Origin of the sequence: Streptomyces cellostaticus (assembly GCF_023630175.1) — a bacterium.
GTDB lineage: Bacteria > Actinomycetota > Actinomycetes > Streptomycetales > Streptomycetaceae > Streptomyces > Streptomyces cellostaticus_A.
This window is the reverse complement of record NZ_JALLIN010000008.1, coordinates 145272-159426: the sequence shown is the minus strand read 5'-3', so window position 1 is coordinate 159426 and position 14155 is coordinate 145272. Positions and strand designations below refer to the sequence as shown.

Here is a 14155-nt window from a genome sequence, read left to right as displayed (position 1 = left end):
GTACCTTCGGGTGCGGCCGCCGCGCCCCGTGTGGCGTGCCTCACTCATTACTCCGTGTCAGACAACCGCCTCCGACAGGACCCCGTCTAACAGGTTGCGAATGATGTGATTCGGGGGAAATGTCCTGTGAACAAGGGGGAACCGTGACCGTCGTGACGCAGCCTGATGTGACCGTAGTCATCGGGGCGTACGAAGCGATGCCGTATCTGGTGGAGTGCCTGGCGTCGGTCGAGGCGCAGACCATCGGCCCGGCCCGCATGGAGGTCATCGCGGTCGACGACGGCTCGACGGACGGCACGGGGGAGTACCTGGAGGAGTTCGCGGCCCGCGCGGAGATGCCGGTGACCGTCGTCCGCCAGGAGAACTCCGGCAGTCCCAGCGGCCCGCGCAACGTCGGCCTCGGCAAGGCCGCCGGACGCTACGTCTTCTTCCTCGACGCGGACGACCGGCTCGGGACCGAGGCCCTGGAGCGCATGGTCGCCATGGCCGACCGGAACGGCACCGACGTCGTCCTCGGCCGGGTCGAGGGGGTCAACCGCACGCCGCCGCGGTCCATGTTCGGCCGGACCCTGGACCGGACCGACGTCTTCTCCTCCAACATAAAGTTCACGCTGAGCGCGCAGAAGCTCTTCCGCCGCGCACTGCTGGAGCGGCACGGCATGCGGTTCGACGAGTCGCTGTGGACCGGCGAGGACGCGCTGTTCACCCTGGAGGCCTATCTGCGGGCGGACGGTGTCTCCGTGCTCGCCGATCACACCTGCTACTACCTGGTGGGCCGCGAGGACGGCAAGCACGTGACGAAGACCGGCAGCTACACGCTGCGCTTCGACTCCGCGCGCGCCCTGATGAAGCTGATCGCCGACATGGTCCCGGCCGGCCCCCGGCGCGACGACCTGATGGTCCGGCCCTTCCTCATCACCCTGCTGCCGCAGTTCGGGCCCAAGTTCCTCAAGGACGGCGAGGCGGTCCGCCGCAACAAGCTCGCGCTGGCGAAGCCGCTGCTGGACGCCTACTGGACGCCGGGGGTGGCCCGCCGCCTGAAGGTCCACGAGCGGCTGCGGCTGCACCTGGTGGCCGAGCAGCGGGCGGAGCCGCTGCTGGACGTCGTGGAGTTCGTGCGGGCCGGGAAGCAGGCCCCCGCGCTGCTGGAGAGGCGCGGCACCCGCCTGTACCTCGCCTACCCGCACTTCCGTTCCGAGGCCGCGGGCATCCCCGACGACGTGTACCTGGCCGAACCCCGGGAGGCCCGCGCCTTCCCGGGGTACCGCGGGCCGGCCGCCCGTTCCCTGCCGCGCAGGGCGCTGCGCAGGATCAGGCGGCTGCTGCCGAGCGCCGGGATCGGCGCGGCGGCGGCCTGAGGCCGATACCGCGCCCGCTACTTGCCCGAGTGCAGCGCCCGGCCCACCACCCGGCGGGCGCGCCGGTAGACGGAGGCCGCGGGCGCCGGGACGGCGTCCTTGACCCGCTTGGACCGGGCCAGCTCCCGCCGCAGCCGGTCGTTGTCCTTGGTCAGCTCGCCGACCTGGGTGTGCAGCCAGCCGAACCGGGTGGTGAGCGAGGACAGGTCCGCGTCGTTCCAGGGGCGCACGCCCGGCGGGAACGCCAGCGACCGCATCCGCTTCTCGAAGGCGGCGCCACCGTCGCCGTGCGTGAAGGTGTTCTGCAGCCCGTTCTTGTCCAGGAAGCCGATGAAGCGGTCGAAGCGCTCGGCGTGGTTTCCGGTCAGCCCGCTGAAGTCGGCCTGCTCGTACAGCCGGGCCGGGTCCGCCGCCTCGGGGTCCTTGGCGACCTTGTCCAGGCGCTGGTGCGGGATCTCGAAGTAGCGGCACAGCTCCAGCGTGCGCGAGTCGCCGCACAGCACCGTGGCGGGGGTGCCGGCGAGCAGCGCCGCGATGTTGCCGTGGATGCGGGAGCCGAAGGAGAAGTCGAACGGGCGCAGCTCGTCGATCCAGGTGATCGGGTCGACGTACACCCGCACCTTGTCCTCCCGGTACATCGGGTGGTCCGGGTGCGTCGGTATCGCGGTCACCGCGGCGTTCGGGTCCGACATGTCCCGCCAGTGGAGCTGGCGCGCGTCGGAGAGGTTCTGGCCGATGAAGCGCAGATTGGGGTACTGCTCGTGGGTGCGGCTGATGATCCGGCCCATGCCCTGCTTCTTCACCGCGCTGTGCGAGCCGTTGATCGCGATCCGCGACTCGGCGGTGAGGCCGTCGGCCTGCTTGCGCACGTCGAGGTCGCGCCCGTGCATGAACAGCGACGGGCAGCCGATGACCTCGATGTCCTTGAAGCCCATGTCCCGCAGGTACTGCTCGGTGAAGTCGCCGCGCACGCCGATCGAGGCGCTGCGCTCCAGTACCGCCGAGCAGAACGCGCGCACCGTCGGCTCGATCTGCTTCAGCCGCGTCGCGTCGTAGCCCACCCCGGTCTGCGCGCCCACGCCGAGCACCACGACGGGGATGCGCAGCTTCGAGATGAGGCGGGTCAGCCGCTGCAGCGCCACCTCGAAGGACGGACGGAAGGCGTTGGCGAGCGGCACGACGAACGCGTCGTACTCCGCGTTGATGCGCGCCGCCGCGGCCACCTCGGTGCGTCCGCCGTTCGAGAACACCTCGGTGTCCGGCGTCTCGAGGATCTTGTGCGCGGCGTCCTGGAAGATCAGGTTGCCGGAGTTGGTGGCGATGACGTCCTGGTGGAGGGCCTGCTCCACGGAGAAGACGTCATAGGGGCTCTTGCCCGATCGGAGCAGGATGCGCTTGGGGTGGGGAACAGTAGGTGACACGACGGTCAATTTAAGTTGGTGAAGGATTTAATTTCTATAGGCAACGGGTACAACCTTTTTGCCGTACGCGAACCGTGAGCGAACGGTTACCGTCCGCCTGTCCGGGGGCTGGACCGGCGCGCACCGCCCGGCCCCCTTCGCGTAGATTGCCGCACAGGCGGCGACCGCCGCTCGGGCGGCCGGTACGGGGCGAGGGGACAGCAGGCAAGGTGACCGAGGCAAGGCAGGCCGTGGGCGCGGCCCGCAGGATCGTAGTCAAGGTGGGCTCCTCCTCGCTGACCACCGCCGCGGGCGGTCTGGACGCGGACCGCGTCGACGCGCTCGTCGACGTCCTCGCCAAGGTGCGCAGCGGAGGGGAGCGGGAGATCGTACTGGTCTCCTCCGGAGCCATCGCGGCCGGACTCGCCCCCCTGGGGCTGCGCCGCCGCCCCAGGGACCTGGCGCGCCAGCAGGCCGCCGCGAGCGTCGGGCAGGGCCTGCTCGTCGCCCGCTACACCGCATCCCTCGCCCGCTACGGCGTCCGTGTCGGCCAGGTGCTGCTCACCAGCGACGACATGAGCCGCCGCGCCCACCACCGCAACGCCTCCCGCACACTGGACAAGCTGCTGGCGATGGGCGCCCTGCCGGTGGTCAACGAGAACGACACCGTCGCCACCGACGAGATCCGCTTCGGTGACAACGACCGCCTCGCCGCCCTGGTCGCCCACCTCGTCCACGCCGACCTGCTGGTGCTGCTCTCCGACGTCGACGGCGTCTACGACGGCGACCCGAGCCGGCCGGGCACCTCGCGGATTGCGGAGGTGCGCGGGCCGGGGGACCTCGCCGAGGTCGAGATCGGCAGTGCGGGCAGGGCCGGGGTCGGCACCGGCGGCATGGTCACGAAGGTCGAGGCCGCCCAGATCGCCGCCGCCGCGGGCATCCCCGTGGTGCTGACCAGTGCCGTCCACGCGGCGGAGGCGCTGGCCGGCGGCGACACCGGCACCTACTTCCACCCCAGCGGCAAGCGCTCCGCCGACCGGCTGCTCTGGCTCCAGCACGCCTCCACCCCGCAGGGCTCTCTCACCCTCGACGACGGCGCCGTCCGCGCCGTCGTGGAGCGGCGCACCTCGCTGCTGCCGGCGGGCATCGCCGCCGTGGACGGGGATTTCGCCGCCGGCGACCCCGTCGAACTGCGGGACGCGCGGGGGCGCGCGGTGGCCCGCGGGCTCGTCAACTTCGACGCCAAGGAGATTCCCCTGCTGATCGGACGTTCGACCCGGGAGCTGGCGCGCGAGCTGGGCCCGGCGTACGAACGCGAGGTCGTGCACAGGGACGACCTGGTGCTGCTCCACTCGACGCGCCCCCGGGGCCACCAGCGGAACGGGGCGTACGGGACGCCTCCGGTGGGGGACGTTCCGTAAAACCGCCACACGGAGCCCTGAGGCCTGCTCAACTTTCTCCCGGGGACATGTTGATGGGACACGTTCCGTCAAGGGTCATGCGAGAAGGAGGCCGTCGTGAGACGAGCGCGCCCCGGGACGGCGTCCCGCGGTGCTCTGACGAGCGTCGCGGCCGGAGAGACCTACGAGCCGCACGAGGGACCCAGGGACCTGCCCAGGCTGTGGCACGTCACCCTCAGCGTCTCCGGGGCGGAGGTGCCGCTGCCCGACCTGCGGCGCGCCCTTGAGCAGCTCGCCCACGACCACCCCTTCCTGCTGACCAGCAGATACGCCGGCGACCACGCGGAGATCCGCTACTGGGAGGAGGCCCGCGACCTCCATGACGCGGCCGCGGTCGCGCTGCGGCTGTGGGGCGAGCACCGGCAGAGCGCCGGACTGCCGGCCTGGGAGATCGTCGGCCTCGAGGTGATCGACCGCGAGACGTACCACCAGCGCATCGCCGCGGGGTACGGCCCCGCGCCCGCGACCCCGGTGGGCGTGCACCCGTTCTGAGCGGCCTCCGGCGCGCCGGGGAGCCCGGCCCCACGGTGCGGTCCCACGCCGGGCGCACCCGTTTTGCCCCGTCTCGCGGTGTGGGACGACGGCTGAACGGCCCGGTGCCGCGCACTACCCTTCCCCCATGACCACGCTCTCGCCGTACGACTCCATGTCCCCGGTCACCCGGGCCGCCTACCGGGCCAAGGCCGCCGCCGCAGGTCTCGCGCCGCTCCCGCGCGCCGTGAAGGACGACGCGCTGCTCGCCATCGCCGACGCCCTGGAGGTCCGCACCGGCGAGATCGTCGAGGCCAACGCCAGGGACGTGGCCAAGGCCCGGGAGAACGGCACCAGCGAGTCCGTGGTCGACCGGCTCACCCTCACCCCCGAGCGCGTCCGCGCCATCGCCGCGGACGTCCGTGACGTCGCGAAGCTGCCCGACCCGGTCGGCGAGGTGGTGCGCGGCTCCACCCTCCCCAACGGCATCGACCTGCGCCAGGTCCGTGTCCCGCTCGGTGTGGTCGGCATCATCTACGAGGCCCGGCCGAACGTCACCGTGGACGCCGCCGCGCTGTGCCTGAAGTCCGGCAACGCCGTCCTGCTGCGCGGCTCGGCCTCCGCCTACGAGTCCAACACCGCCCTCGTCCGGGTGATCCGGGACGCCGTCGGCGGTGCCGGGCTGCCCGCGGACGCCGCCCAGCTCGTGCCCGGCGAGAGCCGTGACTCCGTCCGCGAACTGATGCGTGCCCGCGGGCTCGTCGACGTGCTCATCCCGCGTGGCGGCGCCTCCCTGATCCGGACCGTGGTGAGCGAGTCCGTGGTGCCGGTCATCGAGACCGGCACCGGGAACTGCCACGTCTACGTCGACGCGCAGGCCGACATCGACATGGCGATCGAGATCCTGATCAACTCCAAGGCCCAGCGGGTCAGCGTCTGCAACGCCGCCGAGACCCTCCTGGTGCACCGGGACATCGCCGCCGAGTTCCTGCCGCGGGCCCTCGACGCCCTCGCCGAGGCCGGAGTCACCGTGCACGCCGACGAGCGGGTCATGGCCCACGCCGCGGACTCCAAGGCCACCGTGGTCGAGGCGACCCCGGAGGACTGGGAGACCGAGTACCTGTCGTACGACATCGCCGCCGCCGTCGTCGACTCCCTCGACAAGGCCGTCGAGCACATCCGGCTGTGGACCTCCGGGCACACCGAGGCGATCGTGACCACCTCCCAGCAGGCGGCCCGCCGCTTCACCCAACTCGTCGACTCCACCACCGTCGCCGTGAACGCCTCCACCCGGTTCACCGACGGCGGCCAGTTCGGCTTCGGCGCGGAGATCGGCATCTCCACCCAGAAGCTGCACGCCCGCGGCCCCATGGGCCTGCCGGAGCTCACCAGCACGAAGTACATCGTCACCGGCGACGGGCACGTACGCCGCTGACCGGGCCGCCGGCCCACCGGCGCCGGGCCTGGCGGAAAGCCGTCTCGGCAGGTGGATGAATTTCCGTACCGTCTGCCCAAATTGACCCCCCAGGTCTACTCTGGATCCGTGCCGGAGGACGTGGGGGGCACGCCGTTCCCGGACGGCTGGGAGCCCGACGACGACCACGACCGCGGGGTGTCGGACGAAGAGTTCGCCTCCGTGGTCTTCGACGAGGCCTTCGTCCGGGCGGCCGTGGTGCACGAGCCGTCCGCCGTCGAACGCCTCCTGGCCGCTGCCCGGGCCAGGGCCGAGGCCTCCGAGGCGGAAGCCCGCCGCGCGCACGCCGGAGGCGACCGCTACGACGACGCCTACGGCCCCGAGGGCACCGGATTCGGTCATGATCAGGACGACGACGAGTTCGACGACGACCGGTCCCGCGACGACCACCACGGCGCCTCCTGGCCCTGCGGCGGGCAGATCCGCTGGCACCGGCCCGTCGCCTGGGTGCTCGCGCTGGTGATGGGCGTCGGCATGGTCGCGCTGGCCTTCGCCGCCGTCTACCGGGGCGCCTCCTCCGGCACCCGCGACCGGATGCCGTCACCCGCGTCCACCGGCCTGGAGCAGGGAGCTGAGGGCCGCCCCTCCGCCCCCTCCGACACCGCGCCCCCCGCGGTCCCGGTGGTCCCCCGGTCGCCCTGAGAGCCGGCCCCGCGTTCCTGGCGAGAACCTGCCAGAAGTTGTCGCACACCGGTGCGTTTACCGGAGCCCCCCGGGACCCACCCTGAAAGTATGGGCGGGCCTGGAGACCCACCGGAGGGGACACCCGAGGGCGGCCCCGCAGGTGGCGAGGACGAGTACCGATCCGTCGTGTTCGACGAGTCGTTCGTCCGCGCTGCCCGCCTGCAGGAGTACTCGGCGCAGGAGCGCATGACCGACCACGCGCCCGCCGTACGCCGCCGCCCGCCCCTGCGCCGCGGCCTGACCCGGCAGGTCCTGCTCCTCCTGCTGCTGATCGCCGTCGCCCTCGGCACCGCGGTCTACATGGGCGTCCGCCACCCCTACGACTCCTCGCGGGTCCGGTCCGTCGCCGAGCCCCTGCGGATGACCGTCGTCCCCCTGGTCCCGCAGGACGAGGTGCCCGGGGCCGCCGACGCCGAGTACCTGTACGCGCACAGCCCGGCCGCCCGGTTCGAGGTCGGTGCCGAGGGGATCCCGCTGCCCGCCTCCCGCAGCACCGCGCACTTCTCGGACAGCCAGGTCACCGAGGCCCTGAGCATCGCCAGGAACTACCTGGTCCGCTCCTCCCTGGACCCCGATGTCCTCACCGGCCGCCAGGTCCGCCCGGTCCGGGCCCTCGTCGACTCCGACCAGCTCGACCAGTTCGACCGGAGCTTCGACCACCCCGCGGCGGACGGCCGCCACGCCCCCACCGGCTGGCTGGTGCGCATCGATCCCTCCCGGGCGCGTCTGGCCGACGACCGGATCCGCGCCCAGGGCACCCTGCGGGTCGCCGAGCACGACGCCGCCACGCTGGAGATCGGCGCCGACGCGGTCCTCGCCTACGCCCTGCGCCCGGCCGGTGCCACCGCCGACGCCGCCGTGTCCCTCTTCACCGTCCGCCGTGAGCTGACCTTCCGCTTCACCCGGGACGACCTGCGCGTGGGACAGGTCCGGCTGGCGGGCTCCCACACCCAGGCGGGCCCGCTGTCCTGCGCCGAGGACGCCACCTCGTACCTGCGCCCCCTGCTGTCCGGCCAGACCGCCCGGAGCGGCGGCCCGGCGGGCACCGACCCCTACATGGCGGACAGCCCCGCGGCGCTCTGCGGCACGCTGGCCGCCGAGGCCCAGCCGAAGGTCTGACGCCGCGGGCGGGTCGCCCGCGGCCCGGGGCGGGTGTCCGGCTACTGCCCGTCCTGCCCTTCCTGCCCGTCCTGCTCGGACGCGCCCCGCGGGCCGTCCTGCGGCCCGTCCGCACGACCGTCCCGCGGGCCGTCCTTCGGCGGGGCCGGGCTACGGAAGCCGTCGAAACCGCGGCGGACCCGGCCGCCGAAGTCCCCGGCGCCGCCCGCGAGGTCCGTGACCAGCTTCATCAGCGGGTCCTTGGAGGTCCGCACATCGCCGGCGTAGCTCGCGGCGGACTCACGGAAGGAGCCGCTCACCGAGGTGTCCTTGTCCTCGCTGCGCCGCGGGTAGTGGCCGTCCATCAGGCGCTGGTAGTCCCGGGACCCGGCCCACTTCTTCAGCTCCGCGGCCCGGATGGTGGCGAAGGGGTGCGAGCGGGGCAGCACATTCAGGATCTTCAGCACCGAGTCGCGCAGATCGCCGCCGGCCTCGTACTCCTCGGCCTGCTCCAGGAACGCGTCCACGTTCATCTCGTGCAGGTGGTTGCCGCCCGCGATCTTCATCAGGCCGCGCATGGAGGACCGCAGGTCCTGCCCGACCAGCAGCCCGGCCCGGTCCGCCGACAGCTCCGACTTGCGGAACCACTCCCGCAGCGCGGTCACGAGCGCCATGACCGCTATGTTGCCCAGCGGGATCCAGGAGACCTTCAGGGCGAGCGTCGTCAGGAACAGCAGGATCGTGCGGTACACCGAGTGACCGGACAGGGCGTGCCCCACCTCGTGCCCGACGACCGCCCGCATCTCCTCCTCGTCGAGCAGCTCGACGAGGCCGGTGGTGACCACGATGACCGGCTCGTCCAGACCGATGCACATCGCGTTCGGCTGCGGGTCCTGCGTGACGTACATCGGCGGGACCTTCTCCAGGTCCAGGATGTAGCAGGCGTCCAGCAGCATGCCGTGCAGGTGCGCGAACTGCCGCTCCGAGACACGCACCGAGTCGGACAGGAACAGCAGCCTCAGGCTCCGCTCCGGCAGCAGCCCGCTGAGCGCCTTGAACACGGTGTCGAAACCGCTCAGCTTGCGCAGTGCCACCAGCGCCGACCGGTCGGCCGGATGCTCGTAGGCGCGCGAGGAGATCCCCGGGAAGCGCCTGCGCTGCCTGCCAGGCACCCGCTCGTGCCCGGTGTGCTCACGGCCGTCGTCGGACATGTCTTCCCCCATGTGCGTGTCAGTGCCACTGTCGCCCCCGAGGCGGGAGCCAGCCTAGGCGGAGATACCGTGGAAGGGCAGTACAGCGAAGGAGACCACGTCATGGAGTACCGCCCCGGGGCCACCTGGCTGACCGAGGCCGCCGGCACCGCGGTCCAGCAGCACGGATCGGGCAACCTGCTCCGGATCGTTCTGATCGTGATGTTCCTGGGCTGCGCACTGACCGCATGGCTCCTGCTGCGCGGCTACAAGCAGAAGGACGACTGACGGGCCGCGGAAGTTCCCCGCCCGGGGCGCGCTCGGCGCCTCCCCGTCCGCCGCGACGGCGGTGCCGGGGTGATCGCCGCCGGGCCGCCCGCTTACGATGAGCCGACATCTTCATCCCGCCCACACGCGATAGGTCCTGCCGATGAGCCTCCATCTCGCCGCCGCCCAGCTCGTCACCCTCGCCGCCGAGGGCGAGGAGCACGGCGGCAACCACAACAGCCTGAACCCGGCGGTCACCGGCGGCGGTGCGCTGATCGTCCTGCTGCTCCTGCTGTGGATCACCACCCGCTTCAACCGCGACCGCTGAACCGGGACCCCGTCCCCGGCCAGGGCCCTCGGACCGGGCCGGTAGGGTCTGCACGCATGGAAGAGCAGGACATGCCCACCGGTCCGGTGCGCCCGGTGCCACACCCGGGCAACGGCCCCGCCCACACGGGCAAGCGCCGTCTCGGCGTCATGGGCGGAACGTTCGACCCGATCCACCACGGGCACCTCGTGGCGGCCAGCGAGGTCGCCGCCCAGTTCCAGCTCGACGAGGTGGTGTTCGTGCCCACCGGCCAGCCGTGGCAGAAGTCCCACGGCAAGGTCTCCCCGGCCGAGGACCGCTACCTGATGACGGTCATCGCCACCGCCGAGAACCCGCAGTTCTCCGTCAGCCGGATCGACCTCGACCGGGGCGGCCCCACCTACACCGTCGACACGCTGCGCGACCTGAGGGCCCTCAACCCCGACACCGACCTGTTCTTCATCACCGGCGCCGACGCCCTCGGCCAGATCCTCACCTGGCGGGACTCCGAGGAACTGTTCTCCCTCGCGCACTTCATCGGCGTCACCCGCCCCGGTCACCACCTGACCGACCAGGGCCTGCCGGAGGGCGGTGTCTCGCTCGTCGAGGTTCCCGCCCTCGCCATCTCCTCGACGGACTGCCGTGCGAGAGTCGCCAAGGGCGACCCCATCTGGTACATGGTGCCGGACGGAGTCGTGCGTTACATCGACAAGCGCGAGCTGTACCGCGGCGAGTGAGCCGAGAGGGGCACCGGTGAACGACCGATACGACGCGGATGACGCCGCCCGGGGCGCCGCCCCGTACGAACTCGTCGGCTACGACGAGTACGGGCAGCCCGTGTACCGGCAGATCCCGGCGCAGCAGGCGCCACAGCCGTCCTACGACCCGTACGCCCAGCAGGGCTACGGCTACGACCCGTACCCCGCGGGCACCCGGGAGCCGCGGTCCTACGACGCCTACGACGCCTACGGCACCGGCGGGCAGCAGCCCGCCACGCCCGCCTACGACCCGTACGGCTCCCCGGCCCCGTACGACACCTACGACACCTACGGCACCTCCGCCCCCGACACCTCCGCCCCGTACGACCCCTACGGGCAGGCGGCGGGCGGGCAGCACCACCGGGTCGCCGAGCAGACCGCCCACATCCCGCAGCAGGCGGGCCCGGGCGGAACCACCGCCCCTCGGGAGCCCGAGGCCCCCGGGCCCCGGGCCGCCCCCGGGGAGCCGGACGGCGGCGACGAGCAGTTCGCCTTCGTCGAGGAACCCGACGCCGACTCCGAGGACGTCATCGACTGGCTGGCGTTCACGGAGAACCGCACCGAGCGCCGCGAGGAGGCCCGCCGCCGTGCCCGCGGCCGGGCCATCGCCCTCCTCGTGGTCCTCGCCCTCGTCGCCGTGAGCGGCGCCGGCTACCTCTGGTACGCCGGGAAGCTGCCCGGCCTGTCCTCCTCCGGCACCGAGAACGGCACGGCCACGCCGGTGGGCGCCCAGAAGCGCGACGTCATCGTCGTCCACCTGCACAACACCGGGAAGGCCGGCACCTCCACGGCACTGCTGGTCGACAACACCACCACCAAGCAGGGCACCACCGTGCTGCTGCCCAACTCCCTGGCGCTGAGCGGCGACGACGGCTCCACCACGACGCTCGCCGAGTCCGTCGACGACGACGGCGCCTCCGGCACCCGCGAAGAACTCGACACCGTCCTCGGGACCAGCATCCAGGGCACCTGGCGGCTGGACACGCCCTACCTGCAGAACCTCGTCGACCTGGTCGGCAACATCGACGTGGACACCGACGCCGACGTGCCCGACCCGGACGCCGGGAAGAAGGGCTCCGCCCCCCTGGTCCACCGGGGCCGGGCGCAGACCCTCAGCGGCAGGATGGCCGTCGCCTACGCCACCTACCGCGCGTCCGGCGAGTCCCAGAACGCTCAGCTCGAGCGGTTCGGGCAGGTCATGCGGGGCGTGCTGCGCAAGCTCTCCTCCGAGCCCGCGGCCGCCACCACCACCGTGCGGACCCTGGCGCAGATCCTCGACCCGCCGCTGACCGACAAGGATCTCGGCACCTTCCTCGCGGGCCTCGCCGACCTCGCCAAGGGCGGCGACTACCGGACGGCCCTGCTGCCCGTGCGGGCCGACGGCACCCTGAGCGCCGCGACCGGCGACAGCGTGGTCAAGGACGTCCTCGGCGGCACCGCCAAGAGCCCCGACGCCGGATCGGCGGTGCGGGTCTCGGTCCAGAACGCCACCGGTGTGAAGGACGACACGGAGAAGGCCCGCGTCGTGCTCCTGAACGGCGGCTTCACCTTCCTCGAGGGCGGCACCGCGTCCGGCGCCCGCACCACCTCCCAGGTGCTCTACGCCGACGCCGCCGACAAGGCGGACGCCGCCGAGGTCGCCAAGACGCTGGGCCTGCCGGCCGGCTCCGTGGCCAAGGGCACCGTGTCCTCCGGCGCCGACGTCTCGGTCGTCCTCGGCGGGGACTACCGGCCCGCCTCCTCGTGACCCCGGGCGGAGCACCCCGCGCGATGCCGCAATCGCGTGGGGTGCGCGAGGCGGTCCGTGAGACCCTTGAGGTCAACAGACCGCCGACCGAAAGCCGCGTAGTGACCGCCACCGACCGTTCCCTCGACCTCATCAACACCGCCGCCCAGGCCGCGGCCGACAAGCTCGCCCACGACGTCATCGCCTACGACGTCAGCGACGTGCTGTCGATCACGGACGCATTCCTGCTGGCCTCCGCGCCGAACGACCGCCAGGTCCGGGCGATCGTCGACGAGATCGAGGAGCGCCTGCAGAAGGAACTCGGCGCCAAGCCCGTACGCCGCGAGGGCGACCGCGAGTCCCGCTGGATCCTGCTCGACTACGTCGACATCGTCGTCCACGTCCAGCACAGCGAGGAGCGGGTCTTCTACGCCCTGGAGCGGCTGTGGAAGGACTGCCCCGAGCTCGAACTGCCCGCCGACGCCAGGGCCACCCGCGGCAAGGCCGAGGAGCACGCCAAGCTGCAGGCCGAGGAGCCGGACGGGGACTGGCGATGAGCGCCACCGGCGAAGTGACCGATCACAGGGGCCGGGGCCGCCGCGTCATCCTGTGGCGGCACGGCCAGACCTCGTGGAACGTCGAGCGCCGCTTCCAGGGCAGCACGGACGTCGAGCTGACCGAGACCGGCGTCGGCCAGGCCCGCCGCGCCGCCCGGCTGCTCGCCTCGCTGAGGCCCGACGCGATCGTCTCCTCCGACCTGCTCCGGGCCGCGAACACGGCCGCCGAGCTGGCCGCCCTCACCGGGCTCGACGTCACCCGGGACGAGGGTCTGCGCGAGACCTACGCGGGCGTCTGGCAGGGGCTGACGCACGACGAGATCATCACCCGCCACGGCGAGGAGTACGCCGCCTGGAAGCGCGGCGAGGCGGTCCGCCGCGGCGGCGGTGAGCTGGAGACCGAGGTCGCCGACCGGGCCGCTCCCGTCGTGCTGCGGCACGCCGACAAGCTGCCCGAGGACGGCACCCTCGTGGTGGTCAGCCACGGCGGCACCATCCGCACCACCATCGGTCGGCTCCTGGGCCTCGAGGCCCAGCACTGGGAGAGCCTCGGCGGCCTGTCCAACTGCTGCTGGTCCGTCCTCGGCGAGGGCGCCCGCGGCTGGCGCCTGCTGGAGCACAACGCGGGCACCCTCCCGGAGCCCGTCCTCGGCGACGACGACTGAGCGGCCCTCCGGCCCGCCGTTCCCCACCCGGGGACCCGGATTTCACTTTCCGGCAGGTCACAGGCTAAAGTTCTTCTTGTTCGCCCCGCCGAGCGGGGCGAAACACCATGCGGCTCGCCGCGTGGGACAAGGGGCTATAGCTCAGTTGGTAGAGCGCCTGCATGGCATGCAGGAGGTCAGGAGTTCAATTCTCCTTAGCTCCACGGATCGACACTCTGCCGAGTTGTCAGAGATCGATGATGAGGATCCCGTCCCCCACAGGGGGCGGGATCCTCTGTGTTCCGGCGACTGTTCCGGACGGCCGGCCCTCGCGTTGTTACCGGCTCGTCCGGCTGACCCGGCGGGGCGGTGTTGGGCAGACTGGTCCCGTACCGGCTTGAGTCACCCGGGGGCCTGCGGGCGTATACCTCCACGGAGGCGTTCCCGGTGGGCGCGCGGGTACCGCCGGCCAGGCCGCGGCGGGCGCCGTGTCCGGACCGGTACCGAGGCGTCGCTGACCGTATTGGCCCGGCCGTGGCAGAATCAAACGGCCGGAAGGGGGCGCGGCCCGACGGGAGGAGTAGCGATGCCTGCGAGCATCCTTGGGGAGGTCGGCCACCTCCTCGATGCTGCGTCGATACGGGAGAAGGCCACCCGGATCAGCTGCCCTTCCTGCGGTTCCGGGCATGTGGCGCAGGTCCTCGGCGACAACGGCGGAATCTCCTACGTGTGCACGGCCTGCGGCCACAGCTGGAGCTGAT

General features: G+C 72.3%; 14 protein-coding genes, 1 tRNA gene and 1 pseudogene. 14 read left to right on the top strand and 2 right to left on the bottom strand.

The genetic code is table 11. The annotated features are described in order from the left end of the window. The first annotated feature begins 119 nt into the window (after nt 1-119). A complete protein-coding gene (locus tag MXD57_RS07675; protein ID WP_250400554.1) occupies nt 120-1358 on the top strand; it encodes a glycosyltransferase family 2 protein in 1239 nt (412 codons plus the stop codon). 17 nt (nt 1359-1375) lie between these two features. On the opposite strand, the gene MXD57_RS07670 is transcribed toward MXD57_RS07675, so the two are convergent. Next, on the bottom strand, nt 1376-2779 hold the full coding sequence (locus MXD57_RS07670; protein WP_250400553.1) for a polysaccharide pyruvyl transferase family protein: 1404 nt from the start codon (nt 2777-2779) through the stop codon (nt 1376-1378). 230 nt (nt 2780-3009) lie between these two features. Here MXD57_RS07670 and proB point away from each other — a divergent pair. The 5 genes and pseudogenes from proB to MXD57_RS07645 all read left to right on the top strand — a co-directional run. Next, nucleotides 3010-4110 (top strand): annotated as a pseudogene (gene proB, locus MXD57_RS07665) (glutamate 5-kinase); the annotation flags it as partial. Between the two features lie 165 nt (nt 4111-4275). Then, nucleotides 4276-4710 carry a hypothetical protein gene (locus MXD57_RS07660; RefSeq protein ID WP_250400552.1) on the top strand — a complete coding sequence of 145 codons (435 nt, stop codon included), beginning with the start codon at nt 4276-4278 and terminating at the stop codon, nt 4708-4710. Between the two features lie 127 nt (nt 4711-4837). Continuing rightward, nucleotides 4838-6124, top strand: coding sequence for a glutamate-5-semialdehyde dehydrogenase (locus MXD57_RS07655; RefSeq protein WP_250400551.1), 1287 nt, complete (start codon nt 4838-4840; stop codon nt 6122-6124). Nucleotides 6125-6232: 108 nt separating this feature from the next. Then, on the top strand, nt 6233-6805 hold the full coding sequence (locus MXD57_RS07650; RefSeq protein ID WP_250400550.1) for an SCO2584 family spore wall biosynthesis protein: 573 nt from the start codon (nt 6233-6235) through the stop codon (nt 6803-6805). A 90-nt stretch (nt 6806-6895) separates the two neighbouring features. Further along, complete coding sequence (locus MXD57_RS07645; protein ID WP_250400549.1) at nt 6896-7966, top strand: SCO2583 family membrane protein; 1071 nt, start codon at nt 6896-6898, stop codon at nt 7964-7966. 41 nt (nt 7967-8007) lie between these two features. On the opposite strand, the gene MXD57_RS07640 is transcribed toward MXD57_RS07645, so the two are convergent. Beyond that, the gene (locus tag MXD57_RS07640) at nt 8008-9156 is read right to left on the bottom strand and encodes a M48 family metallopeptidase (protein WP_250400548.1); all 1149 of its coding nucleotides are present in this window, start codon (nt 9154-9156) and stop codon (nt 8008-8010) included. 102 nt (nt 9157-9258) lie between these two features. On the opposite strand from MXD57_RS07640, the gene MXD57_RS07635 reads away from it, so the two are divergent. The 8 genes from MXD57_RS07635 (at nt 9259) to MXD57_RS07600 (ending at nt 14154) form a co-directional block, all read left to right on the top strand. Continuing rightward, nucleotides 9259-9423, top strand: coding sequence for a hypothetical protein (locus MXD57_RS07635; protein ID WP_250400547.1), 165 nt, complete (start codon nt 9259-9261; stop codon nt 9421-9423). Nucleotides 9424-9565: 142 nt separating this feature from the next. Then, entirely contained in the window at nt 9566-9730 is a 165-nt protein-coding gene (locus tag MXD57_RS07630; RefSeq protein WP_250400546.1) for a hypothetical protein, read from the top strand. Between the two features lie 56 nt (nt 9731-9786). After that, nucleotides 9787-10446, top strand: coding sequence for a nicotinate-nucleotide adenylyltransferase (gene nadD / locus MXD57_RS07625; RefSeq protein WP_250400545.1), 660 nt, complete (start codon nt 9787-9789; stop codon nt 10444-10446). Nucleotides 10447-10462: 16 nt separating this feature from the next. Continuing rightward, nucleotides 10463-12214, top strand: coding sequence for a LytR C-terminal domain-containing protein (locus MXD57_RS07620; protein ID WP_250400544.1), 1752 nt, complete (start codon nt 10463-10465; stop codon nt 12212-12214). A 101-nt stretch (nt 12215-12315) separates the two neighbouring features. After that, nucleotides 12316-12750 carry a ribosome silencing factor gene (gene rsfS, locus MXD57_RS07615; RefSeq protein WP_250400543.1) on the top strand — a complete coding sequence of 145 codons (435 nt, stop codon included), beginning with the start codon at nt 12316-12318 and terminating at the stop codon, nt 12748-12750. After that, nucleotides 12747-13415: a histidine phosphatase family protein gene (locus MXD57_RS07610; RefSeq protein ID WP_250400542.1), complete on the top strand. Its 669-nt coding sequence runs from the start codon at nt 12747-12749 to the stop codon at nt 13413-13415. Before rsfS ends, MXD57_RS07610 begins: the two co-directional genes overlap by 4 nt. 130 nt (nt 13416-13545) lie before the next feature. Next, nucleotides 13546-13618 (top strand) — tRNA-Ala (locus MXD57_RS07605). 362 nt (nt 13619-13980) lie between these two features. Then, nucleotides 13981-14154 (top strand): hypothetical protein, encoded by a 174-nt coding sequence (locus tag MXD57_RS07600; protein ID WP_250400541.1) that lies wholly within the window; start codon nt 13981-13983, stop codon nt 14152-14154. Nucleotide 14155: the final 1 nt, after the last annotated feature.

What these genes read in the sequence shown, in the direction of transcription:
- MXD57_RS07630 (WP_250400546.1), top strand. Translation starts at nt 9,566, where the DNA reads ATGAGCCTCCATCTCGCCGCCGCCCAGCTCGTCACCCTCGCCGCCGAG.
- nadD (WP_250400545.1), top strand. Translation starts at nt 9,787, where the DNA reads ATGGAAGAGCAGGACATGCCCACCGGTCCGGTGCGCCCGGTGCCACAC.
- MXD57_RS07645 (WP_250400549.1), top strand. Translation starts at nt 6,896, where the DNA reads ATGGGCGGGCCTGGAGACCCACCGGAGGGGACACCCGAGGGCGGCCCC.
- MXD57_RS07600 (WP_250400541.1), top strand. Translation starts at nt 13,981, where the DNA reads ATGCCTGCGAGCATCCTTGGGGAGGTCGGCCACCTCCTCGATGCTGCG.
- MXD57_RS07610 (WP_250400542.1), top strand. Translation starts at nt 12,747, where the DNA reads ATGAGCGCCACCGGCGAAGTGACCGATCACAGGGGCCGGGGCCGCCGC.
- MXD57_RS07675 (WP_250400554.1), top strand. Translation starts at nt 120, where the DNA reads ATGTCCTGTGAACAAGGGGGAACCGTGACCGTCGTGACGCAGCCTGAT.
- MXD57_RS07640 (WP_250400548.1), bottom strand. Translation starts at nt 9,156, where the DNA reads ATGTCCGACGACGGCCGTGAGCACACCGGGCACGAGCGGGTGCCTGGC.
- MXD57_RS07635 (WP_250400547.1), top strand. Translation starts at nt 9,259, where the DNA reads ATGGAGTACCGCCCCGGGGCCACCTGGCTGACCGAGGCCGCCGGCACC.
- MXD57_RS07655 (WP_250400551.1), top strand. Translation starts at nt 4,838, where the DNA reads ATGACCACGCTCTCGCCGTACGACTCCATGTCCCCGGTCACCCGGGCC.